Origin of the sequence: Mycobacterium sp. MS1601, assembly GCF_001984215.1 — a bacterium.
GTDB lineage: Bacteria > Actinomycetota > Actinomycetes > Mycobacteriales > Mycobacteriaceae > Mycobacterium.
This window is the reverse complement of sequence record NZ_CP019420.1, coordinates 2,080,463-2,103,120: the sequence shown is the minus strand read 5'-3', so window position 1 is coordinate 2,103,120 and position 22,658 is coordinate 2,080,463. Positions and strand designations below refer to the sequence as shown.

Here is a 22,658-nt window from a genome sequence, read left to right as displayed (position 1 = left end):
GTGTGAGCCGCACCACTTCTGGGAACACGGCCAAGGTGGCTGAGGTCGAGCAGAAGACCAAAAAGGACCGTACGCACTGGCTGTACATCGCGGTGCTGGTGGCTATCGTCGCCGGCATCATCGTCGGCTTGGTGGCGCCCGACACCGGTGCTGCACTGGGAGTGCTGGGCACCCTGTTCGTCGACCTGATCAAGATGATGATCAGCCCGGTCATCTTCTGCACCATCGTGCTCGGCATCGGGTCGGTGCGCAAAGCGGCGTCCGTCGGCAAGGTCGGCGGCTTGGCGCTCGGGTACTTCCTGGTGATGTCCACCTTCGCCCTGGCCATCGGCCTGCTGGTGGGCAACATCATCCACCCCGGTGACGGGTTGAACGCCACCGGCGATCCCGCCGCCGGAGCCGAACTGGCCGCTGAGGCCGAAGGCGAAGGCGGGACCATGGAGTTCATCTCCGGAATCATCCCGACGTCGCTGCTGAGCTCGCTCACCGAAGGCAATGTGTTGCAGACGTTGTTCGTGGCATTGCTGGTCGGTTTTGCGGTGCAGGCCATGGGCCGGGCGGGTGAGCCGCTGCTGCGCGGTATCGGCCTGGTGCAGAAGCTGGTCTTCCGCATCCTGGCCGGCATCCTGTGGCTGGCGCCCATCGGGGCGTTCGGTGCCATTGCAAAAGTGGTGGGCGACACCGGCTTCCAGGCGGTCATCCAGATGGCTGTGCTGATGGGTGCGTTCTATCTGACCTGTGTGGTGTTCGTGTTCGGGGTGCTCGGGGTGTTGATCCGGCTGATCGCCGGCCAGTCGATCTTCAAGCTCGCTCGCTACCTGGCCCGGGAGTATCTGCTCATCGTCGCGACGTCGTCGTCGGAGTCGGCGCTGCCGCGCCTGATCGCCAAGATGGAGCACGCCGGTGTGCAGCCCACCACGGTCGGCATCGTCGTCCCGACCGGGTACTCGTTCAACCTGGACGGCACGGCGATCTACCTGACGATGGCGTCGCTGTTCATCGCCGATGCTCTCGGGGATCCGCTGACCATCGGTGAGCAACTCTCGCTGCTGGTGTTCATGATCATCGCGTCCAAGGGCGCGGCGGGGGTCAGCGGCGCCGGATTGGCCACTCTCGCCGGTGGCCTGCAGGCGCACCGCCCGGAACTGCTGGACGGCATCGGCCTCATCGTCGGTATCGACCGGTTCATGTCCGAAGCCCGTGCGCTGACCAACTTCTCGGGTAATGCCGTGGCCACCGTGCTGGTGGGGTCGTGGACCGACACCGTGGACAAGGACCGGATGCACAAGGTGCTCGACGGTGAGATCCCGTTCGACGAGCAGACCATGGTCGACGACTCCCCCGACCGCGAACCGGCTATGTCCCGCTCGGAGAAGAGCTAGTTGCGATCCGCGCACAAGCCCCGGAGTAGCACTGCGACCAGACGGGCGCCGGCATCGATGTTGCCGGCAGAGCGATCGGCCAGCCAGGCGGCTCTGCCGAACTTCGGAATCATCGCCGGCGTGTTTGCGGCACCCGCCTCGGCGGCCTCGGCCGCGGCTGACAGTGCGTTGTCAAGGTCGGACCCGTCTGCAGCTGAGCGCTGTGCGGCGTCGGCTGCGGGGATGAGTGCGTCCAGCATGGTCTTGTCGCCTGGTTCGGCCTTGCCCCGGGTCGCGATAGTCGTCCCGAGCGCGGTGAGGATGTCAGCGAGGTGCTGCGCGTCCGGGCCATCCGAGATGTCGGCTTTCCCGGCACCGAGAAAGCCGAATGCGACCAGCGTTCCCGATGTTGAGGGAACCTCGCTTGCCAGAATCCGCCCAATCCTGGTCAGTTGTTCTGTCACAGCCTGAGTTTCGATGACGTCGGCGTTGCTGGTAACGGCCTGCAGCGCCTTCTTGGCGGTGAGGCCGAGGTCGCCGTCACCGGCCACCGAATCCAATGCGGTGAGCTCGTCGATGTGCGCATCGAGGTAGCCGGCCAGCTGACGGACACGATCCCACATCGCGGTCACCACAGGGTCATCACCGGTGCGTGGCACGGGGCACCCAGCAGCGTCTGCATCTCATCGTCGACCGGCAGTAGAGAGACCGAGGCGCCGCCCATCTCCAGGCTGGTGGCGAAGTTCCCGACGAAGGGAACGACGACCTCGATACCGGCTTTGCGGAGTTGGTCGTGGCAGATCCCGGAGATCAGATACAACTCCTCGAGCGGTGTCGAGCCGAGGCCGTTGACCAGAAGCGCCACCCGGTCACCGGCAACGGGACCATTGTCGTTGAGCAGCAGCTCCAACACCTGATTGACGATCACAGATGCCTGCGTGAGGGATTCGCGTCGAACGCCGGGCTCGCCGTGCAGACCGGCACCGATTTCCATCTGTCCGGCGGGTAGTTCGAAGGTGGGACGCCCCACGGCAGGCAGGATGCACGGAGACAAGGCCACTCCGACGGTCACCAGACGGTCTGTGGCGCGCTGTAGCAGGCTGGAGATGGTATCCAGCGAATCGCCCCGTGCGCTGGCGGCGCCGGCCAGTTTGTAGAGAAGGGCGATGCCGGCCACGCCGCGTCGGCGATGACGTTCCGCGAGAGGGGCAGAGGCAACGTCGTCGGCAGCCAACATGGTGACTGTCCGGATGCCCTCCGCCGCGGCAAGTTCGGCGGCGAGGTCGAAGTTCATGACGTCACCGCCGTAGTTGCCGTACAGCAGCAGGACGCCCGAGCCGTTGTCGACATCGCGGATGCAGGACAGCACGAGATCCGCGCTGGGGGAGTTGAACACTCCGCCGACCGCGGCCGCCGTCACCAACCCGTCGCCGACGTAACCGAAGAACAGCGGAAGGTGCCCGGAGCCGCCGCCCGTGACGATGGGCACCTGATCTCGGGGCGGGTTGGCTCGGATGACACTACGGGCCGCGGTTCCGCTTGTCAGATGCCGAGGATGGGCAGCGAGGACGCCGTGAAGCACGTCGTCGACGAACTCGTCGGGATCGTTGAGGAACTTCTGCATCAGGTACTCCTGGGTTCGTGGCTTGTGAAGTCAACGGTGTGACTGGTGCCTGGCGTGCATGCGAGCCCGAGTGAGAACTCCGCACGCAGGGCGGTGCAGTCGAAGATCACCGACGCTGCAGTACAGGTGGATTCGAGTGGCGAGTTGTGGCGGCAGATCGACAGCGGCAACCCGTCGTGGTCCCCGAGAATGCGGCGTGCGCGGGTGTTCTGGTCGCTGTTACCGCGGGTCTGCTCCAACAGGAGTGTGGCGCGTTCGGCGCGGTGGGCCGACGACGGATACACCCGTTCTTGAGCGGCCCTGTCCTCGATGTACAGCGCAGGCGTGGAAATGGCGTGATTGGCATGAGCTATTCCTGCGGCGGGAATCTCCATGGTCGCCGGTTCCTGGTACGGAAGTACCTCGACGCCCTCGATGACACCGGACCGGTCGGCCAGCAGGTAACTGCGAAGTGCGGGGTGGGCGATGGCCCGCATGGCAGCCGCGGCCGCGGTGGCGTCCGTGTTCTTGAGAACGGCGCGGCGGATCACCTGACTGGGTGCCGTGGACGCGGTGGGGCCGCCGAGCAGGTCGTTGTTCACCAACCCGAGCCCATGTTCGTTCATGCCGACCCAGCCGAGGCCGCCGGGCGAGGCAAGGACTGCGACGTCCGTGCCGACCGGATCACGATGGAGATGCACCGAAAGACTGGATCCGAGTTGGTGATTGGCATCCCAGTTCTGAGCCAGCACCGTGTGGCCGCGCTGGTCGGTGACGGCGATGGCGGTGCAGCCCCCCTTCTCCACCATGGCGGCCAAGTCAAAGGCCTCAAAGGCGTTCAGCAGCACCACATCGACCAGGGACGATCCCGAACCCTCGGCGATCCCGGCCATCTCCTGGAGTAACTGGATATCGAGCTGCTCGGTTGCGTCGATCCATGGTTGGGCGATGTGACCACGCGCGGCGCTGTCCAGTCTGGAAGGCAGTGACTCGTCAATTCGTCGGGTGATCGCCTGTGCCAGTGCAATTCCGTGTTGTAGTCCTCGGGTGTAGCTGTCCCCGGTGAAGGTGTGCATCACACCTCCGTCAGTTCTCGCGGCGTCTGGGTGAGGCGCTCGCAACCGTCAGCGGTGATCAGCACGGTGTCGCTGAAGGTCAAGTCGATGCGCACCACCGACAGCATGTGGAACACCATGCCTGGCTCCAGTACCCACGGGGAGCCCTCGCGGAAGTCGGCGGTCTGTCCTTCGCCCGCGATGGGGGGAAAGCCGATACCCATGGAGTAGCCGAGTCGAAGCTTGATCGGCTTGTGGCCGAGTGCCTTTGCTTGGCGCTCACGCGCGTGCCTGGTCACTTCGTCGGTGGTGGCACCGGGCTTCAGCTCATCGAAGACCTGCTGCTGCAGATCGAAGGCGATGTCCGCGGCGGCGCGAACCTCCGGTGACGCGGGGCCCACGTGGACGGCGCGGGTCAGGCCGGCGTGGTAGCGCCGCTTCACGCCGAGGAACTCCATCTTGAGGGTCTCCCCGGCGACGAGCACCTTCTCGCTCCAGGTGGCGTGACCGACTTCGCTGCGCTTTCCGGACGAGACGTAATGCGGCAACGCGGGGTACTCGCCCCCGGCCAGGATGTACTCGTGGTGGGCGGCTGCAGCGACATCGAGTTCGCTGCGACCGGCGCCTGCCGCCTTGATGGCTGCGGCCATTGTCCGGTCGGCGATCGCGGCGGCAGCTCGGACGTAGAGTTGTTCGGCAGGACTCTTCACGAGTCTGCGTCTCTCCACCAGCCTGCCCGCATCGACGATCTCGCGACCGCGCAACCGCGCCGCCAGCTCGGCACTGACTCTGGCAGTGACGAACCAGGAGTGGTTCTCCAGCCCGATGCGGGCCGGTATGGGTGCTCCCAGGAAATCGACCAGTCGCGCGGTTGCCTCGAAGAAATCGGTGCCGTCACGCCAGACGAAGGCGTCCTGGTGCCAGGTGTACTCGTCGACGTTGAGCTGCTCGACATTGCGCACCAGTAGGCGCGGCACACCGGAGGCCGGTATCGCCAGCACCTGGTACTCGAAGTAGCCTGAGGTCTCGTATCCGGTGAGATAACAGATATTCTCGGGTGTGTGGACCAGCAGCACGTCGAGGCCTAGGGCTGCCATGTCGTGTTGGATGTTCTGCACCCGGTCGTCGAATTCTTTGCGGGGGAACGCCTGCTGGTTCCCACGGGAAGCGGTGACGTGCAGGCCATCGCCGATATCACTGCCGATGTCGGAGAGCGTCATGAAAGATCCTTTCCAGGAGACTGATCGAGCGTTACAGGCAGATCGGTGAGTGTGAGCGGACCGCTGCCGCGAAGAACCCTGCTGAGTTCGGCGCGGACACCGGGGTGGTGGTGGAGCAGGATCGCGTGCTTGCCGGCGAGTTGATCGTCGGACAGTGGTAGTGATGGGTCGCCGGTGGCGGTGGGCAGGTTCAGATCGATCGAGGTGCCACTGGCGGTGATGGTCAGCTCGATCGGCGTGCGTGCGGGGAAAGCCGCTGTCAATTCCGCACTTTCGATCACCCGGACCCGCTGCGCCAGCGACAGGGCCGACTGGTGGCCCAGCACCGCCGGAGTGAGTGGGAGAAACTCGGCGGGTTCGGCGAAGACGCCCAGTGCCACGCAGAACGGAAAACTGTAGTGAGCCGATTCCAGCGAGGCGGGGCGAGGGTTGTTGGGCAACCAGAGTGATCGCTCGAACGTGTGGATCTCGATCGCCTCGATGCTCGCGGGGTCCGGCATTTCACCACGCCGGCGTAGCTCGAAGATGAGGTCGAGCGCGGGGTGAATCCACCGGCAGCAGGCGTATCGCTTGAAGTAGGTCTCCTGGATCGCAGGCTCTGTCCCAGTGGAGCGGAACCAGCCAGGATCGAAGTCGGGGTGGGTGTCCAGGGCGTGTAGTGGGGCGTCCACACCGGAGTTGGCAAGTCGGAACGCCGCCAACCCGGCGAGTGTGGCCCAGGCGGTGCCCTCCTTCAGGCCATCGGGAGCGGTTGCAACCGGGTGCACCAGTTGCGGCGACAGTGATGCCGCGTGGGCCAGAGCACGCGTCAGGACTTCGCGGCTTGCTCCGGACATCGCCCAGATGGCGGCGGCAACACCGTACGCTGCCCACCGGCCGGTGGCCATCGTGGGAACACGGTGCGCGGTGCGCCCCCCGGCCACCGTTACCGCGGCGTCGTACCCGAAGGCGATGGGCATCAACAGATCTCCGTTGTAGCCCAGTGCTTCAGCGTAGCCGAGGACGGCCGGGATGACGGCCCCCCCGGGATGGCCGATCGCCGAGCGGTTGCCGTCGTCGAGATCGTCGGCGGCGACAGCCGTCGAGTTCATGTGCATTGCTTCGGCCAGGCTCGCACGGCGGTTTCCGAACCAGACGGTCGCCTGTGGCGCCCCACCGAGGATCGGTCCTATTGCCGTGTAGATCAGACTGTAGGTCGGCCCACCAGAACCGGCTGCGGCACAAGCGATTGCGTCAGCAAGACAGCGGCGGCCCGCTTGTTGTGTTGCCGGGGTGTACTTGTCTCGCCGGGTCAAAAGATCGTCGACGAGCACGTCGATGACATGTTCGGTCATGCCGCGATCTCCAGCCGGGACGGGGACAGTGCAGACAGATCTACGTGGGGTGGGCGATCCAGCACCAGGTCGGCGACCGCTTCCCCGACGACGGGGCCGAGGCAGAATCCGTGTCCGCTGAAGCCGGCTGCCACGACGTACCCGCCCAGACCAACGACCGGGCCGACCAGAGGCAGGTGATCCGGGGTGTAGTCGAGGGTACCTGCCCACGTCCGCAGGATGCGGGCCTGCTTCAGCGCCGGGACCAGTTCGACTGCGCGGGCGAGCTTTTCCATCTCGTCGACTCCGACGCTCTGATCGAATGTTCCCGGAATGTCGAAGACGCCGCCGATGTGTACGTGGCCTTTCTGTGCTTGACGCAGGTACACCTGCTTCTCGTGCGAGGAGAGGAAGGCATCGAACATCGGCGGAAGGGACTCGGTGATCATCATCGCGTTGCGTGAGGGGACCAGCGGCAGGTCGATCCCCACGTGACTGGCCAGGTCTTTGCTCCATGCTCCGGCGGCGTGGACCACCAGTGGGGTCGCGATCTCGGTGCACCCCTCACGGGAGTCGTGGACCACCACTGAATCCACCATTCCGCCGACGGTGCCGATGGCCACCGCGGTGGTGTCGGTCAGATATCGAGCGCCACAGCGCTTGGCAGCCGCGATGACGGCCCACGTCGCGAGAATCGGGTTGGCGTGCCCGTCCGACGGACACACCTTGGCTCCCAACACATCCGGAGACAGGAACGGCATCTGGGCGTTGAGCTGCTCGCGGGTCCAGATCTCGGTATGCAGGCCGTCGGCGTGCTCCTCGAGCTGTTCGGCACGCAACTTGTCCAGGGCAGCATCCGAATAGGCCAGCCGCGCATTCCCGGAGACCCGGTACTCGAAGTCGACACCGTTGTCGAGTTCGAGTTGTCGCCACAGCTGCTGACTGCGCATGGCGAGTAGCCGTTCGGGCCGATTCCGGCATTGTGCACGCACGCCGCCGCCGTTGCGGGTGGAGGCTTCCACCGGGCCGCCGCTTCTCTCCACGACGATCACCGACAGGCCTGCGTCGGCGAGGTGCATCGCGACGCTGGAGCCGACCACTCCACCTCCGATTACCACGGCGTCAGTCATCGGACTGGATGTCTTTCGTGAGGGCGCGCATGGGCAGCGCTGTGAGTGGTGCGCGGACGGCGCGTGACAGCGGACGGGGTTCGGCGCCGGACGAACGAAGGCGAGCGTCCACTGTCGGGGCGCACAGCCTCCCCTGACACGGACCCATGCCGGCACGGGTGACAGCCTTCGCCAGGTACGACGTCGCGGCGCCCTGGGCGATCGCGCAGTCGAGGTCGCCCGCGGTGACACCTTCACAGCGGCAGACTGTGGTCTCTGGAGTGGAGAGGGCGGTGACGAGCGCATCGGGGATCCGGAACAGCTCGGCGTAGAGGCGCTGGAATCGCTGCTCACGCCGGAGGCGGACGGCCATAGTCCGGGTTATTCGGGTCGGTTGTGCCAGTGCCTTGGCTGCCGCCGACTGGCCTGCGATGGCACCTTCAACGAGCGACAGTGCCAGACCTCCGATGCCGGAACCGTCGCCGGCGGCAAAGACGTTGTCGGCGGAGGTCTCGAGGTCGGTGGTTCGGCGCGGCACCCAGTGACCCGTTCCCGGCTGGAGCTGCAGTTCGACGCCGAGTAGTCGCAGCAACTCGGTGTTGGGCACCAGACTGTGATGCAATGCCACTGCATCACAGTCGATCTCGATCGCTCGCGCCGTGATCGGCTGATCTCCGCTGTCCACAGGAGCGGCGCGGATCCCTTCGACCCGGGTGCTTCCGAGTACCTCGGTGATCGTCCACCCGACCCGGACCGGGCAGTGCGTTCGGGCCAGCGTGATTGCGGCGTGTGCACCCTCGGACATCCGGGCCCACTGGCCCCAGGCTCCGGTGAGGACGGCGGTCGGGTGCCGCAGGGCGTGCGACACCGGCCGTGCGAGCTCGAACAGCGCCGGCACATCGACTCCATGACGAGCGAGTTCGGCTGCGACGACAAGTTGAAGTGGGCCGGTGCCACCGAGGACGACGCGCGAGCCGACCGGGATACCCTGCTCTTTGAGGAACGTCTGCACACCTCCGGCGGAGAACACCCCGGGCAGGGTCCAGCCCGGAATCGGGACGAACCGCTCGTGGGCGCCGACGGCGACGACGGTGCAGCGTGCGCGTACCCGGCCGCGATCACCCTTCGCCGAATGGGTGTCCAGTTCGACCCGGCCGTATCGGTGCGTGGCGGACCAGACGGACACTCCCAGCCGAGGCTCCGCGCCCGCCTCGACGGCGTCCTCGAAGAGGGCCTGTCCCTCACGCTGTGACCGCGTCGGCGCCACGCCGGTGCGTCCGGGCTGCCGGTAGTACTGTCCACCGGGCCTAGGGTTCGCGTCGAGAAGAACAGTCCCCGCACCGGCCGACGCAGACGCGCGTGCGGCGGCGAGACCGGCCGGTCCTGCACCGATCACCGCAACGTCCACATCTTCGGGTGTCATGATGTCCGCCGTTGCGTCAGGATCTGCATGCCGTCGCGGACGGGGGTCAGGCAGGCCTTGACGCCTGCGTCACCGTTGACGGTCACCACGCAGTCGTGGCACACGCCGATACCGCAGAACGCACCACGCGGCTCACCCGCCGGTGTCACGCGCCAGGAGACCGTTCCTCGTGAGATGAGCAGGGCCGCAATGGTTTGGCCTGATGACGCGTGTGTGACCACCCCGTCGATCTCGAGTTGCACCTCACCGCCCCGGCTTGCTGGCGTCATCGCGTAACTCCCTGGCGCATAGCGCATCTGCGTGTGCGGCGAGCCCATGTCGGACTTGCCGGCCGCGTCGTATCCAGCACCCATCAAGGGTCGCGAAGAAGTCTGCAATCTGTCTATACGGTTGAGCAGATATCGAATATCGTGAATCACGATGGAAATACGTCAGCTCGAATACCTCGTCGCTGTGGCGGCGGCCGGATCCTTCACCAAAGCCGCCGCCAGCCTCGACGTCGCCCAGTCCGCCGTCTCGCACCAGGTGGCCAAGCTGGAGGATGAGTTGGGCGTCCGCCTTCTGGATAGGCAACGCCCACTCATTCGTCCCACGGATGCCGGCGTGCTCTTTGTCGGGCGGGTCACCCGGGTGCTCGCCGAACTGTCCGCCGCTCGCGAGGAGGTGCTGAGCCTTCGCGGGCAGACGGTCGGCGAGGTGACCTTCGGGGCGACGTTTCCCGCGGCCTCGCTGGACATTCCCGAGATCCTGGCTCGATTCCGCTCTCATCGCCCTGCGGTGCGGGTGAGCCTGCGGGAGGGCACCAGGGTCGAGCTCCTCGAGATGGTCAAGAACGACGTCGCCGACATGGCGGTGGTGGCCTCCGAACTGAGTGATCTCCCACCCGGACTCGAGGGCGTCGTGGTCGACCGCGATGACCTGGTGGTTGCGGGTAGAGCCGGTCATCGCCTGGAGCACCATGAGCGCATCGAGATCGGTGAGCTGGACGCAGAACCCATGGTGGGGTTCCGGCGCGGCGCCGGACTGCGGGCTGCGGTGGATGCCGTACTGGCCCGCCTGGACGTCAGCCCGAAGGTGATGACCGAATCCAATGAGCTGCCGATGCTGCTCGGTCTCGTACGCCACGGTCATGGTCTGGCGGTGCTGCCTCGGGCGTTCCTTGTGGAAGCGCCGTCCGAGGTGTGGATGCGACCGTTGAACCCGCCCATCACGCCGGCGGTGGTGCTCACCTGGCGGCGAGGTCGGCGGTATCCGCCTGCGGCAGAGGAGTTCCTTCGCTTCCTCGTGGCCGAAGCTATGCGATAGACCAACTTTCGGCCTGATGTGTCCACCGTGTTTCTTCTTCATTGCCGGTGGACGATGATTTCAGCAATCTTGATTCGCGATAATCGATATCGCGACAACCGTATGGACAGATGGCTGATCAGAGGCGACGCTTGCGGTACGCGGTTGTGAGCAGAAACACCGCGCTCAGTTGACCTTCGAAGAGCATTGGAGATACATGTCCACCACCACCGACGCCGGCACCCTGCAGGGGAAGGTCGCCCTGGTCACGGGCGGTTCCCGCGGTATCGGCGCCGCGATCGCGAAGCGACTGGCACGAGAAGGTGCGGCGGTCGCGCTCACGTACAGCGCGACCCCGGACGGCGCGGCGGCGACCGTCAAGGACATCGAAGCGGCGGGCGGCAAGGCCCGCGCGATCCACGCTGACGCGCGAGATTCCGCAGCCGTCGAGGCGGCCGTCGAAGAGACCGTGGCCACCTACGGCCAGCTCGACATCCTGGTCAACGCGGCCGGCGTCTTCCTGTACAAGTCGGTTCAGGAGACTACGCTCGACGACTTCGACTGGGCCGTCGACATCAACGTCAAAGGCCTGTTCGTCGCGACGAAGGCAGCCGTCAAGCACCTCAGAGAAGGTGGCCGCATCGTCAACATCGGCAGTATCAACGCCGACTACATTCCCTACGTCGGCGGTGGCCTGTATGCCATGACCAAGGCTGCAGTCGCAGGACTCACCAAGGCGCTGTCCCGCGACCTCGGTCCACTTGGAATCACGGTCAACAACGTCCAGCCCGGACCCACCAACACCGACATGAATCCTGACGAAGGCGACGCCGGGGCACTCACGCGATCACGCACGGCCCTCGGTCGGTTCGCACACCCGGATGAGATCGCCGATTTCGTTGTCTATGTAGCCAGCCCCGGCGCGAGCTTCATCACCGGCGCCAGCCTCTCGATCGACGGCGGCTATACCGCCTGACGTCCTTGATCCCGAATTCATGGGCGCAACGGCGATGAAGGCCGTCCACTGCGCTCATGAATTCGGCGGACCCGAAGGGGATTTTGTATGGCTACACAGACCTTTCCGTCCACGGTCACCGGTCGGGTCGGCATGCTGGTGACGCCCGATACCGGCCTCGATGCCGAAATGTGGCAATGGTGTCCTGACCGCGTGGTGCCGTTCATCACCAGGCTTCAGATACCGTTCGCCGGTACCGAGGACCCCCTGACCATCGACAAGCTGTTCGCCAGCCGCGACACAGTCCAACCCGCAGTCCGATCCCTGATCAGCTGCCCTAATCTGCCCAGCATCGATCCAGACATCGTGGTGTTCAACTGCACGGCCGCAAGCCATCGCGAAGGTCTCAAAGGTGAAGCAGCCCTGCGTAGTTCGATGTTGAATGCTGGAGCCCGCCGGGCGCTCACGGCCAGCGGTGCGGTGATCGGCGCGCTCACCGCCCTCGGTGCGCACAAGATCGCGGTCGGCACACCGTACAAGTACGGACAGAACCTGCTGTTGCAGCAGTTCCTCGCCGAGGCGGGCTTCGAGGTCCCGCCGATCCCCACCACCACCATCGAACCGCTCGACGACGCCACTGACGATCAGATCAGAGCCATTGCAGCGCAGGTGTATCGCCGCGATGCCTCGGTGATGTTCATCAGCTGCATCTCACTTCGCTTGCGGCACCTACTTTCTGAGCTCAGTGCTGAATACGGCATCCCTGTCATAGGCTCACTCCAGGCGACCATGTGGGCAGCGCTTGCCCAGATCGGCGAACGAGTCGAGGCGCCGGATCACCCACTGCATTCGCTTCCCTGGCCAGAGCAACTCCCTTTGCTCGAGCCGAAAAACCAGACCGATTCGGACGAACAGGAAACACGGCGATGACACCTGCCAACAGACCCCGGCTCCGCGCATGGGCAATGGCCGCACTGGCGGTTCTGACGGGCGCCGCCTTGAGCGCGTGCGGCTCCTCGGACGACACCACACTCTTGGAGCGTGTCGAGGGCCACCAGTTGCGGATGGCCGTGTTCGCGGGACCGCCCCAGGCATTCCAGAACCCCGACGGATCGTGGACCGGCTATGACGTCGACATCCTTATGGGATTCGCCGAAACGCTCAACGCAACACCCGAATTCATTGCTCTTCCCTTCGATGCGACGCTGGAGGCAGTGCAGTCGAAGAGGGCCGACGTTTCCATGGGAATCTACTGGAACGAAGGCAGGGCCAATGCGATGGACTTCAGTCGCCCGATGGGCAACTTCGTCGACGGTGTCGCAGTGCGAGGGTCTGATCCCCTTGTGGGGAGCGCATCCTTCGAGGGGCTGGACGGCAAGAAGGTCGGCGTGATCGCCGGCACCATCTACGTCGATCAAGCCGAGGGGATCCCCGGTGTCGAAGTGGTGAAGTTCAGCGGCGAGCCCGATCTGCTCGGAGCGCTCAAGCAGGGACGGGTGGACGCGGCATTGAACTCGAGCGTGGCGATTTCGACCTGGGCAGGTTCGGCTGCAAACGACGTTGCCTTGTTGGGTCCCGCACCGTTGCAGGATCCTCCGGCTCCTGAGTTGGTACGAGGTTACTTCGCCGTCGCAAAGGGCACGTATTCACAGACGTTCCTCGAGAAGCTCAACGTGTACCTCAAGGACATCTCATGTGACGGGACACTCGAAACGATCATGGCGCGCTACGACGTCACCGACTCCAGTTTCTTCGACGGAATCTGTGAAGCCTCAGATGTGCCCGGGCTGGCCAAACCCTGAGTCCGGCAATGACACTGCTGAACCAGTGGGGGAACTACCTGGGGCTCTTCTGGGACGGGCTGCTCGTGGCGGGGCAGTTGACCGCCTGCAGTGTGGCATTGGCTGTGGCTTTGGGGGCGGTGCTGGCGGTCTGCAAGTTGAGCAGCCACCCCGCGCTGCGTGTGCCGGCGTCCTGCTACATCGTGCTGGTCCGGGCGACCCCATTGTTGCTGATAATCCTCTTCGCCTACTTCGGGCTGGGTGAGATGGGAATTCTGCTGCCCGCATTCTGGGCGGGAGTCGTTGCACTGGGCGCGTTTCATGGCGCGATCTTCGCCGAGATCTTCCGCGGGGGTGTGCAGAGCGTCGATCGTGGCCAATGGGAGGCCTCAGATGCATTGGGTCTGAGTGCCTTTCAACGTCTCAAGAAGATCGTTCTTCCCCAGGCCTTTGTGCCGATCCTGCTGCCTTCCACGAACACCGTCGCCGACGTCATCAAGGACACCTCGCTGGTGTTCGTCCTCGGGGTGGCTGAACTGACCTCGGCGGCCGCGGAAGCCGCGGGAGACACCTACGAGCCGCTCGAGATGTACGGGCTCGCCGCGCTCTTCTACTTTGCTTTGTACCTGTTGATTTCTCGTGTTCTGGCCCGATGGGAACTTCATGTCGCACGACGTCGCAATTGACATCTCCGCCATTACCAAGCGGTTCGGTGACCGCACCATCTTCAGCGAGGTGTCGGTCGAGGTCCATCGCAGTGAGGTCGTGGCGATCATCGGCCCGAGCGGTTCCGGCAAGAGCACCCTGATCAGATGCATCAACCAGGTGACCCCCTTCGAACAAGGACGGATCGACGTTCTCGGCCATGCTCTGTACGGCACGGAGGAACCAGATCAACCGAAGCCGTCTCGTAAGACCCTCCACGCGATCCGTAAGGACGTCGGGATGGTGTTCCAGGGCTTCAACCTGTTTCCGCATCTGACCGTTCGTGAGAACATCACCTTGGCACCGCGCAAGGTTCTCGGTATGTCTGCCGCTGATGCCGACGCCAAAGCCGCTGAGCTGCTGGACACCGTCGGACTCTCGCACCGTATTGACGCTCTGCCCAAGAACATGTCTGGTGGTGAGCAACAGCGGGCGGCGATCTGTCGCGCGTTGGCGATGGGACCCAAGGTCATGCTGTTCGACGAACCGACGTCCGCGCTCGACCCCGAACTCGTCGGAGATGTCCTGGATGTGATCAAACGCCTCGTCACCGAGGGTATGACGACGGTACTCGTGACGCACGAGATCGAGTTCGCCAGAGAAGTGGCCGACACCATCATCGTCATGGCGGACGGCCGGGTTGCCGAGATGGGGTCCGCGGACCAGGTGTTGCGCCAACCGAAATCGGAGCGGGCGCAGGCCTTTCTGCGCCGTGTGCTTCGTTATCACGACCCGTCGGGCGCGCTCCCGGAGTCGCCGACCGGGCAGTGGGATGATTCGAAGTGAACGGCGCCGAAACCGACGTCTGGTTCTACGCCGAACGGATGCTGCACGCCGTCCCGACCACATTGTGGCTGGCAGCGGCGGGCACTGCTCTTGCCCTCGTGGGCGGCGCACTGGTGGCGGTATGCAGGATGCACGCTCCAGCGCCTGTCCGAGCGGTTGTAATCGTCTACATCGAACTGATTCGCGGAACCCCACAGCTGATCCAGATCTTCATTCTGTACTTCGGTCTCACGCAGTTCGGCGTCTACCTCTCGCCCGAAGTCGCCGGAGTCCTGTGGCTTGCGATCTCAGGCGCTGCCTACGCGGCCGAAATTCTTCGAGCCGGGCTCACCACCGTCCCCCACGGCCAGATTGAAGCTGCGATGGCGCTGAGCCTCGGACTTCGCCAAGCCTTCACCAAAGTGGTTCTGCCCCAGGCGCTTGGAACGGTACTTCCGCCGTTGACCACCTTCGTCATCCTGCAGATCAAGTCGACGACATTCCTGTTCCTGATCGGGGTCGAAGAAGTTCTCTTCGAAGCGCGGCTGGGTGTGAACACGATCAACCAACCACTCGCCATCTACGCCATCGCCGGCGCCATCTTCATCGCCATCAATCTTGCCGCTGAGTACGGACTGCGCTATGTGAGCCGACGAATCCCGGGCGTGGCGGAGGCGTCGGCTCGATGATCTCGAATCGTGATGCTCGATATCGCGTCAACCGTATGGACAGATCGGGTGGCAGGCACGACGCTTGGCCCTGGACGAGTTCTGAATATCAATCTGACAACCAATCACAACCAGAAGGGAAAATCAAAAACCATGTGCGGCTCCCCAACCGGAGGAATCAAGCAGACATCCCTGGATGGCTCTCCGTTCACGCTCAGCTTCGACCACGTCGGGATCCAGGTCCGGGACGCGGAAGTGTCGGCGAGGTTCTACGAGAGCTTCGGCTTCAAGTGACGGGGGCCCGGCGTCCTGCGCAACCAGCCCTATGTCCAGAAGCTGGTGGGCTACTTCCCGGACGTCGAGATGTACATCATCGAGATGGACATCCCCAATTCGACGGCCATGCTGGAGATCCTCGAGTACCGCAAGGTTCCCCGGACGCCCATCGATCCGGCGACCGCCCACCCGGGGACCGCGCACTTCTGCATTTACGTGCGGGACCTCGATGCCCTCTACGAGAAACTGATCGCCCAAGGCGCCACCTCGGTGTCTCCCGTGCAGACTGCGGACCAGGGACCGTACGCCGGCTTCAAAGTCGTGTACATGAAAGACCCGGACGGCATCCGGGTCGAACTCTGCGAGTTACCCGACCACCTCAAGAACTGACCACATCCCAGCCCACCACAGATTGGCTCCGTTATGAATCGCACACTCACGGGCGCTGCAGCGCTTCTCACCGTCGCGCTGACCGTCGCCGCGTGCGGCGGCGGTTCGAGCGAGGGAGGTGAAGACAACGCTCTTCCAACCGATCTCACCATCGAGAACCTCTACGACAATCTGAGCGGGAAATCCATCCAGTGGACCTGCGCCGGATGCAGCGGTGTCGACGTACAGGCCAAAATGGATACCACCGTCGCCGCCTTCGAGGAAGTCACCGGTGCAACGGTGACCGTACAGACCGATGACTGCGGCACCACCAAACTTGCCGGCATGGTGCAGGCCCAGAACGTCAGTTCCTCACTGTGGATCTTCTGTACACCCGCCGACTACCTGATGGCGATACAGCAGGGACTGCTGCAGGAGATCGACCCGCAGCTGGTCCCGGTCGACGTGTTGGTGGACAACACCTATACGGAGTTCGGTTTCGACGCTACGCCGTACGTCGAGGGGCTGCTGTTCAATGCCGATGCCTTCCCCGACGGACAGCCGACGTCGACCGTCGACATCTTCAACACCGCCGAGTTCCCAGGTAAGCGCTGCCTGCTGACGAACCCTCAGTACAACGGGGCCTTCGAGGCAGCCAGCCTGCACACCGGAAAGCGCCCCGACGAGGTGTATCCGCTGGACCTCGACGCCATCCTTGCCGAGCTGGACCAGATTCGAAGCGAAACCATCTTTGTGTCCAGCGGCGCCGAGGCAGTCCAGAACCTCCTCAACGGCACCTGCACCATGACGATGCGAGCTCAGGGTGACGCCATCGCCATGGCGCAGCAGAACCCGACATTCTCGGTGGGATACGTGAAGAATGGCGCCATGATGTCGTCGTCGCCGATCGGGATTCCCAAGCACGCACCGAATCCTCAAGTGGCTATGGCACTTCTGCGCTTCATGCTGACCGACGACGCCTCGATGGTCGACTACATCGATAGGTTGGCCGGTATGCCGGCATTCCTCAAGACACTGCCAGAGGTATCACCGCAGGCCCAACCGTACGTCATCACCGAAGCCGACCTTGAAACCGTCGTGCCCCAAGATGACGGCTGGTGGACCGAGAACATGGAGTCGGCCACTCAACGATGGAACGCATGGCTGGCGCAATGACCACCACCGCGGTTCGGCAAACCCGCCCCCGGCTTGCGACGCAGGGGCGGGTCGCCCGGACGGCGTGGATGTTGCTGCCTGCTGTTGCGTTTCTGGGTGTTTTCTTCGTCTACCCGTTGTGGGAGCTGCTGCTGCGGAGCCTGCATTCTGCTGGTGATCCGACTCTCGATCTCTCGGCACTGACCATCGCGAACTTCAGCTCCGCGTTTGCCGATTCCACCTTCTGGACGATGCTGCGGGCCACCCTGGTGCTGGCGGCAGGGTCCACGGTGATCACCGTGATCGCTGCGTATCCCATGGCCTACTTCCTCAGTCGCGCGCCGCGGCAGGTCGCCCGGATCCTGTTGCTGGCAGTCATGATCCCGTACTTCAGCTCGATTCTGGTGCGGCTCTACGCCTTCAAGGCCGTGCTGACCCCGCTCGGACTGCAGGGGACAGCGACGGGTGCGTTGGTGGGAATGGTGGCCTATCTGCTGCCGTTCATGATCGTGATGCTGTATGCGGCCATGGTTGCGATTCCCGCGAACCTGGGCCCGGCGGCCAGGACCATGGGCGCATCACCGATACGCGTCTTCACCAGGGTGCTGTTCCCGTTGTCACGGCCGGGACTGGTGGCAGCCACCCTCTTCGTCTTCGTGACGAGTCTGGGCTTCTATCTCACCCCCGCGGTCCTCGGCGATCCAACGAAACAGGTTGTGTCGACCTACATTCAGCAGAAGATCAGTCAGTATCAGTGGGGTGCGGCCAGTGCTGTCGGCATCACCTTGCTGGTGGCAACTCTGGTGCTGTTCGTGGTGTCCGGCCGGGCCCTCAGCCTGTCGACGGTGGTGACCGCAAGCTCGGGCAAGGGCGCGAGTAGCACAGGAACGTTCCGTTGGACCCGAGGCAACGTTGCCCTGGGCCTGTGGTCCTCGGCGGTGGTGCTGTTCCTGATGTTGCCGCTGGTCCTCGTGGTGTGGGCGTCGTTCACCTCCGAGTCGTACCTGCAGTTCCCACCGTCGGGCTACTCCCTGAGGTGGTACCGCGAGGTGCTCTCCGACAGTGGGTGGTTCAACGCCGCCTGGCTCAGCGTCAAGATCGGTGTTATGACCGCGCTCATCGCCACCGCGCTCGGGCTCGGCGCGGCGTTCGGGATCGTGCGGGGCGGCCTCCCGTTCAAAGGTGTTGCGACGACGTTCTTCTACATGCCGCTGATCGTTCCGGTGGTGCTGGTCGGCGGTGCCCTCTTCGGACTCCTGGTGCGTGAGCGTATGACCGGTACTCTCACGGGTTTCGTGATCGGACACGTGGTGCTCACCCTGCCGGTGACCGTCATCATCCTGACCAACGCACTGAGTTCGAGTTCGCGCAACGTCGAACTCGCGGCACGGACGCTGGGGGCCAATCAGTTGCAGGTGTTCGTGCGCATCACTGTTCCCGCGGTGAGTGCCAGTCTCGGTGCAGCCGCCCTCATCAGCTTCCTGATCTCCTGGGACGAGGCGGTGGTCAGTCTGTTCCTCACTGTCGATCAGCAGAGTCTGCCTGTCAAGTACCTGATCTTTGTTCGTTCCCAACTACTTCCGACGGTGGCTGCCGTGGGAACGCTGTTGTTGCTCGCCTCACTCCTGGCCTACGTCGCCTTCACCCAGGGGACGCGGCTCGTGCTGCGCGCGTGGCGCGGCCACCTCGACCGTCGCGAAGGAATGTCAAGCCATGTCTGAGTCCAAGATCAGCGGCGCAGCTGTCCACGTCCGCAATGTCGACCATCACTATGGCGGCTTCCACGCTCTCAAAGGCGTCGATCTCGACATCCAGCCTGCGGAGTTCATGACCCTGCTGGGATCGAGTGGCTCGGGAAAGACGACTCTGCTGCAGGCCATCGGTGGTCTGATCGAGCCCAGCCAGGGCGAGATCACCGTCGACGGCAATCCGCTCAGAGGATTGCCGCCCGAACGTCGCGACATGGGGTTTGTCTTCCAGAACTATGCCCTCTTCCCACATATGACAGTCCAGCGAAATGTGGCTTTTCCCTTGGAAATGCGCCGTATGGACAGGCGAACTGTCCGAGAAAGAGTCGGCCAGGCGCTGGAACTGGTGGGCCTGGATGAGCTCGCCCACCGGCATCCTGCGGAGCTCAGTGGTGGTCAGCAACAGCGTGTCGCATTGGCGCGCGCCATCACTTTCCAGCCGCGGGTGCTGCTTCTCGACGAGCCGTTGGGTGCCCTCGATCGACAGCTTCGCCAGCAGCTGGGACTCGAGATACGGCGTGTGCAGCGGGAACTCGGCATCACCACGATCTACGTGACTCATGATCAGGAGGAAGCGTTCGTCCTGTCCAGTCGCATCGCGGTGATGCGGGAAGGCAATATCCTGCAGGTGGACACCCCGGAACGCATTTACCGAAACCCGGCCGATCTCTTCGTTGCGACGTTCCTGGGTGATCTCAATGTCCTGACCGGTTCAGTTGTCAGCAGCGACAACGAGTCGGTCACCGTGAGCGCCGGTGGGACCGACGTGGAGGCGTCGACAGATGTACACGCAAGTCGCGGAACACCAGCCACCATCGGCCTGCGCCCCGAGGAACTCCAGGTTCGGCCGCTCGGAGGCGCTGCGGCAGCAGCCTGTTTCCGCGCGCGCATCGACTCCACCATCTTCGGGGGTGGTTGGGTCCGCTACAGCCTGGTGTTGGCCGATGGGCAGCGGCTCCACGCCGTCGACTCCGGCGCGCACGACGTACTGCCCGAAGGTAGTGATGTCGATGTTTCCTACACTTCCGCAAGGACTCTCGTTTTCTTCGGCGCCAACCAGGACCAGGTCAACAGTGTGAAAGAGCTGGAGGCTGAGGCGGTCAGATGAGATGTCCCAGCGTGTGACTCAGGCTTCGCCGAGTTCCTCGCTGGTCTGGTCGTCGACCACGAGAGCTGCGCTGGCGGCAGACGGATTTCTCATCGCCAGGGCTACACACAACGCGTCGATAACGGCGAGGTGGGCGATGCGGGTGGAGGCCGCTTCCGGGCGAATACGGTCGTCGGGAGCGGCGACGATGATTTCGACATCCGCCAACTCGCTGATCTTCTGTCCGCGGTAGTTGGTCAGTGCGATCATCTGGCACCCGCGCGGCGTGCTCAGTGAAGTGCGCGGGCGGACGCACACTGGGTCGACGTGTTCGTTCCGTACGGCGAACATCAGCTACACCACCGGTAATGCACAGCATGGAGTGAGCTTGATCGGGCCTCGATCCGGCCGACTAACTCAACCGGTAGCGCACCTGCGGTCTGCCTGCCTTGCCGTACTCGGTCAACCTGGCCACCACGCCGTCGTCGGCCAGCCGCTCCAGATATCGCCACGCCGTCACCCGTGAAATCCCCACTTGGGCAGCTGCTTCCGAGGCATTCAGGCCAGCCGGCGCCCCCCGGATCGCCGCGGCCACCAAGTCCAGCGTGTCGGCGGAGACGCCCTTGGGAGTCGAGGCTTTCTGGTCGGCTGTGCGCAGGGCATTGATGGCCCGGTCGATCTCGTGCTGCCCGGCGGCAGCCCCGCCGGCGCCGAGGGCGTCGCGGTACTGCTGGTAGCGCTCCAGCTTGTCGCGAAAAGCCGCAAACGTGAACGGTTTCAGCAGATACAGCGCCACTCCGTGGGCCACTGCCGAGCGCACCACCTCCAGATCCCGCTCCGAGGTGATGGCGATGATGTCGGGGGAGGGGCGGATGCCACTGAGCGCGGACGCGACATCGATGCCACTGGCGTCGGGCAGTCCGATATCCAGCAGTACCAGGTCGATCGGGGAGTCGCCGGCTGCCGCATTGGCGACGGTGCGCACCGCCGCGTTGCCCGTGCCTGCCACCCCGTGCACGGCGAAACCCGGGATGCGTTCGACGTAGGCGCGGTGCGCCTCGGCGATCAGGGGTTCGTCGTCGACGATGAGGACCCGGATCATCGGCGTCCGATCGTGGCGGTGATGACCGAGCCGTAGGTGTTCTGCGAGGTGACGGTGCCACCGTGCGCGGCGATCACCTGCCACACCAGTGCCAGACCCAGTCCCCTTCCCATGCCAGGTTCATCCGCCTTTGTGGAGTAGCCGCGCATCCGGGCCCGCTCGAAGGCGTCCGGCGTCATCCCGGGACCGCTGTCGGCGACGATGACCGTGAGCTCGTCGGCTGTCCCGCGCACAGTCACCTCCACCCAGGCAGGCCCCCCGGGGCTCGACGACCGCGCGGCTTCGATGGCGTTGTCCACAAGATTGCCCACCAGAGTGACGAGTTCGCCCTGCTTGAGCGCGAGGCTGCTGGGGTCGTCGAGGAGGGAGTCCTCGGTGACGGTGAGGTCGACGCCGTGATCGCGGGCCTGGCTGATCTTTCCCAACAGCAGCGCGGCCAATGCCGGTTCACCAACTGTGGCCATCAACCGGTCGATGAGATGTTGCGACACAGCCAGTTCCGCGGTGGCGAACTCGACGGCCTGATCGGTACGGCCCAGCTCCACCATGGTGATGACGGTGTGCAGGCGGTTGTCGGCCTCGTGCGCGCGCGAGCGCAGCGATTCCGCGAACTGCGTGACCGAGCTGAGTTCACCGGACACCCGTTGCAGATCAGTGCGATCCCGCAGGGTCATGACAGTGCCGACGGTGCGTCCCTCCCACAAGACCGGCTGCTGATTGACCAGCAGGACCCGGTCGGCGGTGACATGGGTTTCGTCGGTCAGCGTCTCCCCGCCGGAACTGCCCAACGACCCCGGGAGCTGCGCGCGGGTCACCGGCCCGTCGGGAAGCGAAAGCAGCCGTCGTGCTTCGTCGTTCACCACTTCGGCGCGGCCGTCGTTGTCGAACAGCAGAAGTCCTTCACCGATGGCGTGCAGCACCGCTTCGCGCTGTTCGTACAGCGCGGACAGGTCACCGAACGACAGGCCCAGCGTGCGTCGTCGCAACCGTCGTTCCAACAGGTAGGCCCCGGCCAAGGCGAGAATCAGTGCGGTGCCCACGGCGATTCCGATGGCGGGCAGCGTCGCCATCACGGACTGCGAGATCTTGGTGCGGGTGACACCGGCGGAGACCAACCCGATGATGGCGCCCTGCGCATCGCGTACCGGTGCAACGGCACGGATGGACGGACCGAGTGTGCCCGGATAGGTCTCGGTGAACGTCTCGCCGGCCAACGCGCGGTCGATGTTGCCGGTGAACTGGCCGCCGATGCGGGTGGTGTCCGTGTGGGTGAAACGGGTGCGGTCCGGCGCCATCACCACGATGAAATCCATGCCGGTGGCCTTGCGGATGGCCTCGGTCTGCGGTTGCAGGAGCGCCGTCGGGTCAGCAGAGCCGATGGCCTCGGCCGTCGATGTCATCAGGGCCACCGACTCGGTGACCGCGATGACTTTCTGGGTGGTCAGCTCGTCGGCGTCGCGCCGGGCGTCCAGAACGGCGACTCCACCGGCCCCCAGAATCAAGATCAGTAGCAGTGCCAACTGCCAGCCGAACAGCTCTCCGGCGACACTGCGAGACGACGAGGCCGGCGAGGTACGAGGCGGTTGAGGAGTCGAGCTTTCGGCACTGCGAGACGACGAGGCCGGCGAGGTACGAGGCGGTTGAGGAGTCGAGCTGTCGACACTCCGGTCGGTCGTCAT

Annotated in this window: 24 protein-coding genes; 13 read left to right on the top strand and 11 right to left on the bottom strand. The window is 64.5% G+C overall.

Annotation, left to right across the window (positions count from 1 at the left end; translation table 11 throughout):
* Window positions 1–2 precede the first annotated feature (2 nt).
* Window positions 3–1,382 carry a cation:dicarboxylate symporter family transporter gene (locus BVC93_RS10330; RefSeq protein WP_236950313.1) on the top strand — a complete coding sequence of 460 codons (1,380 nt, stop codon included), beginning with the start codon at window positions 3–5 and terminating at the stop codon, window positions 1,380–1,382.
* Here BVC93_RS10330 and BVC93_RS10325 read toward each other — a convergent pair.
* Genes BVC93_RS10325 through BVC93_RS10290 form a run of 8 tightly spaced genes read right to left on the bottom strand, consistent with a single transcriptional unit; the run spans window position 1,379 to window position 9,353 of the window.
* A complete protein-coding gene (locus tag BVC93_RS10325) occupies window positions 1,379–1,984 on the bottom strand; it encodes a dihydroxyacetone kinase subunit L (protein WP_157516851.1) in 606 nt (201 codons plus the stop codon). The genes BVC93_RS10330 and BVC93_RS10325 overlap by 4 nt on opposite strands.
* A gap of 5 nt (window positions 1,985–1,989) precedes the next feature.
* On the bottom strand, window positions 1,990–2,985 hold the full coding sequence (locus BVC93_RS10320; RefSeq protein WP_083737088.1) for a dihydroxyacetone kinase subunit DhaK: 996 nt from the start codon (window positions 2,983–2,985) through the stop codon (window positions 1,990–1,992).
* A complete protein-coding gene (locus BVC93_RS10315; RefSeq protein WP_083737087.1) occupies window positions 2,985–4,040 on the bottom strand; it encodes a C45 family autoproteolytic acyltransferase/hydolase in 1,056 nt (351 codons plus the stop codon). Before BVC93_RS10315 ends, BVC93_RS10320 begins: the two co-directional genes overlap by 1 nt.
* Entirely contained in the window at window positions 4,040–5,239 is a 1,200-nt protein-coding gene (locus BVC93_RS10310) for a M24 family metallopeptidase (RefSeq protein ID WP_083737086.1), read from the bottom strand. The genes BVC93_RS10315 and BVC93_RS10310 overlap by 1 nt, the downstream gene beginning before the upstream one ends.
* Entirely contained in the window at window positions 5,236–6,573 is a 1,338-nt protein-coding gene (locus BVC93_RS10305; RefSeq protein WP_083737085.1) for an MmgE/PrpD family protein, read from the bottom strand. The genes BVC93_RS10310 and BVC93_RS10305 overlap by 4 nt, the downstream gene beginning before the upstream one ends.
* Window positions 6,570–7,682 (bottom strand): NAD(P)/FAD-dependent oxidoreductase, encoded by a 1,113-nt coding sequence (locus tag BVC93_RS10300; RefSeq protein WP_083737084.1) that lies wholly within the window; start codon window positions 7,680–7,682, stop codon window positions 6,570–6,572. Before BVC93_RS10300 ends, BVC93_RS10305 begins: the two co-directional genes overlap by 4 nt.
* A complete protein-coding gene (locus BVC93_RS10295) occupies window positions 7,675–9,084 on the bottom strand; it encodes an FAD/NAD(P)-dependent oxidoreductase (protein ID WP_083737083.1) in 1,410 nt (469 codons plus the stop codon). The genes BVC93_RS10300 and BVC93_RS10295 overlap by 8 nt, the downstream gene beginning before the upstream one ends.
* Entirely contained in the window at window positions 9,081–9,353 is a 273-nt protein-coding gene (locus BVC93_RS10290; protein ID WP_083740946.1) for a (2Fe-2S)-binding protein, read from the bottom strand. The genes BVC93_RS10295 and BVC93_RS10290 overlap by 4 nt, the downstream gene beginning before the upstream one ends.
* Window positions 9,354–9,504: 151 nt before the next feature.
* Between BVC93_RS10290 and BVC93_RS10285 the strand changes: the two genes are divergently transcribed.
* The 12 genes from BVC93_RS10285 to BVC93_RS10235 all read left to right on the top strand — a co-directional run bounded on the left by BVC93_RS10285 (window position 9,505) and on the right by BVC93_RS10235 (window position 19,898).
* A complete protein-coding gene (locus BVC93_RS10285) occupies window positions 9,505–10,389 on the top strand; it encodes a LysR family transcriptional regulator (protein ID WP_083737082.1) in 885 nt (294 codons plus the stop codon).
* 196 nt (window positions 10,390–10,585) lie between these two features.
* Window positions 10,586–11,344, top strand: coding sequence for an SDR family NAD(P)-dependent oxidoreductase (locus BVC93_RS10280; RefSeq protein ID WP_083737081.1), 759 nt, complete (start codon window positions 10,586–10,588; stop codon window positions 11,342–11,344).
* Between the two features lie 132 nt (window positions 11,345–11,476).
* The gene (locus tag BVC93_RS10275; protein ID WP_157516850.1) at window positions 11,477–12,253 is read left to right on the top strand and encodes a maleate cis-trans isomerase family protein; all 777 of its coding nucleotides are present in this window, start codon (window positions 11,477–11,479) and stop codon (window positions 12,251–12,253) included.
* A 35-nt stretch (window positions 12,254–12,288) separates the two neighbouring features.
* Window positions 12,289–13,125, top strand: coding sequence for an ABC transporter substrate-binding protein (locus BVC93_RS10270; RefSeq protein ID WP_206780396.1), 837 nt, complete (start codon window positions 12,289–12,291; stop codon window positions 13,123–13,125).
* A gap of 8 nt (window positions 13,126–13,133) precedes the next feature.
* Entirely contained in the window at window positions 13,134–13,790 is a 657-nt protein-coding gene (locus BVC93_RS10265; RefSeq protein ID WP_083737078.1) for an amino acid ABC transporter permease, read from the top strand.
* A complete protein-coding gene (locus BVC93_RS10260; RefSeq protein WP_083737077.1) occupies window positions 13,768–14,595 on the top strand; it encodes an amino acid ABC transporter ATP-binding protein in 828 nt (275 codons plus the stop codon). The genes BVC93_RS10265 and BVC93_RS10260 overlap by 23 nt, the downstream gene beginning before the upstream one ends.
* On the top strand, window positions 14,592–15,263 hold the full coding sequence (locus BVC93_RS10255; RefSeq protein WP_083737076.1) for an amino acid ABC transporter permease: 672 nt from the start codon (window positions 14,592–14,594) through the stop codon (window positions 15,261–15,263). Before BVC93_RS10260 ends, BVC93_RS10255 begins: the two co-directional genes overlap by 4 nt.
* Window positions 15,264–15,272: 9 nt before the next feature.
* Window positions 15,273–15,536, top strand: a complete 264-nt coding sequence (locus tag BVC93_RS33020; RefSeq protein WP_157516849.1) for a VOC family protein — start codon at window positions 15,273–15,275, stop codon at window positions 15,534–15,536.
* Between the two features lie 45 nt (window positions 15,537–15,581).
* The gene (locus tag BVC93_RS10250; RefSeq protein ID WP_083737075.1) at window positions 15,582–15,908 is read left to right on the top strand and encodes a VOC family protein; all 327 of its coding nucleotides are present in this window, start codon (window positions 15,582–15,584) and stop codon (window positions 15,906–15,908) included.
* Window positions 15,909–15,941: 33 nt separating this feature from the next.
* On the top strand, window positions 15,942–17,063 hold the full coding sequence (locus tag BVC93_RS10245; protein ID WP_083737074.1) for an extracellular solute-binding protein: 1,122 nt from the start codon (window positions 15,942–15,944) through the stop codon (window positions 17,061–17,063).
* A complete protein-coding gene (locus BVC93_RS10240) occupies window positions 17,048–18,763 on the top strand; it encodes an ABC transporter permease subunit (protein ID WP_192860253.1) in 1,716 nt (571 codons plus the stop codon). The genes BVC93_RS10245 and BVC93_RS10240 overlap by 16 nt, the downstream gene beginning before the upstream one ends.
* Window positions 18,756–19,898: an ABC transporter ATP-binding protein gene (locus tag BVC93_RS10235; protein WP_083737072.1), complete on the top strand. Its 1,143-nt coding sequence runs from the start codon at window positions 18,756–18,758 to the stop codon at window positions 19,896–19,898. The genes BVC93_RS10240 and BVC93_RS10235 overlap by 8 nt, the downstream gene beginning before the upstream one ends.
* An 18-nt stretch (window positions 19,899–19,916) precedes the next feature.
* On the opposite strand, the gene BVC93_RS10230 is transcribed toward BVC93_RS10235, so the two are convergent.
* The 3 genes from BVC93_RS10230 to BVC93_RS10220 all read right to left on the bottom strand — a co-directional run bounded on the left by BVC93_RS10230 (window position 19,917) and on the right by BVC93_RS10220 (window position 22,658).
* The gene (locus BVC93_RS10230) at window positions 19,917–20,147 is read right to left on the bottom strand and encodes a hypothetical protein (protein ID WP_157516848.1); all 231 of its coding nucleotides are present in this window, start codon (window positions 20,145–20,147) and stop codon (window positions 19,917–19,919) included.
* Window positions 20,148–20,289: 142 nt separating this feature from the next.
* Window positions 20,290–20,979 (bottom strand): response regulator, encoded by a 690-nt coding sequence (locus tag BVC93_RS10225; RefSeq protein ID WP_083737070.1) that lies wholly within the window; start codon window positions 20,977–20,979, stop codon window positions 20,290–20,292.
* On the bottom strand, window positions 20,976–22,658 hold the full coding sequence (locus BVC93_RS10220) for a sensor histidine kinase (protein WP_083737069.1): 1,683 nt from the start codon (window positions 22,656–22,658) through the stop codon (window positions 20,976–20,978). The genes BVC93_RS10225 and BVC93_RS10220 overlap by 4 nt, the downstream gene beginning before the upstream one ends.

Coding starts and splice junctions, on each gene's coding strand:
- BVC93_RS10300 (WP_083737084.1), bottom strand. CDS start 7,682: ATGACTGACGCCGTGGTAATCGGAGGTGGAGTGGTCGGCTCCAGCGTC.
- BVC93_RS10230 (WP_157516848.1), bottom strand. CDS start 20,147: ATGATCGCACTGACCAACTACCGCGGACAGAAGATCAGCGAGTTGGCG.
- BVC93_RS10265 (WP_083737078.1), top strand. CDS start 13,134: ATGACACTGCTGAACCAGTGGGGGAACTACCTGGGGCTCTTCTGGGAC.
- BVC93_RS10305 (WP_083737085.1), bottom strand. CDS start 6,573: ATGACCGAACATGTCATCGACGTGCTCGTCGACGATCTTTTGACCCGG.
- BVC93_RS10260 (WP_083737077.1), top strand. CDS start 13,768: ATGTCGCACGACGTCGCAATTGACATCTCCGCCATTACCAAGCGGTTC.
- BVC93_RS10275 (WP_157516850.1), top strand. CDS start 11,477: ATGCTGGTGACGCCCGATACCGGCCTCGATGCCGAAATGTGGCAATGG.
- BVC93_RS10245 (WP_083737074.1), top strand. CDS start 15,942: ATGAATCGCACACTCACGGGCGCTGCAGCGCTTCTCACCGTCGCGCTG.
- BVC93_RS10310 (WP_083737086.1), bottom strand. CDS start 5,239: ATGACGCTCTCCGACATCGGCAGTGATATCGGCGATGGCCTGCACGTC.
- BVC93_RS10225 (WP_083737070.1), bottom strand. CDS start 20,979: ATGATCCGGGTCCTCATCGTCGACGACGAACCCCTGATCGCCGAGGCG.
- BVC93_RS10240 (WP_192860253.1), top strand. CDS start 17,048: ATGGCTGGCGCAATGACCACCACCGCGGTTCGGCAAACCCGCCCCCGG.
- BVC93_RS10220 (WP_083737069.1), bottom strand. CDS start 22,658: ATGACGACCGACCGGAGTGTCGACAGCTCGACTCCTCAACCGCCTCGT.
- BVC93_RS10235 (WP_083737072.1), top strand. CDS start 18,756: ATGTCTGAGTCCAAGATCAGCGGCGCAGCTGTCCACGTCCGCAATGTC.
- BVC93_RS10285 (WP_083737082.1), top strand. CDS start 9,505: ATGGAAATACGTCAGCTCGAATACCTCGTCGCTGTGGCGGCGGCCGGA.
- BVC93_RS10325 (WP_157516851.1), bottom strand. CDS start 1,984: ATGTGGGATCGTGTCCGTCAGCTGGCCGGCTACCTCGATGCGCACATC.
- BVC93_RS10320 (WP_083737088.1), bottom strand. CDS start 2,985: ATGCAGAAGTTCCTCAACGATCCCGACGAGTTCGTCGACGACGTGCTT.
- BVC93_RS10315 (WP_083737087.1), bottom strand. CDS start 4,040: ATGCACACCTTCACCGGGGACAGCTACACCCGAGGACTACAACACGGA.
- BVC93_RS10270 (WP_206780396.1), top strand. CDS start 12,289: ATGGCCGCACTGGCGGTTCTGACGGGCGCCGCCTTGAGCGCGTGCGGC.
- BVC93_RS10295 (WP_083737083.1), bottom strand. CDS start 9,084: ATGACACCCGAAGATGTGGACGTTGCGGTGATCGGTGCAGGACCGGCC.
- BVC93_RS10290 (WP_083740946.1), bottom strand. CDS start 9,353: ATGACGCCAGCAAGCCGGGGCGGTGAGGTGCAACTCGAGATCGACGGG.
- BVC93_RS10280 (WP_083737081.1), top strand. CDS start 10,586: ATGTCCACCACCACCGACGCCGGCACCCTGCAGGGGAAGGTCGCCCTG.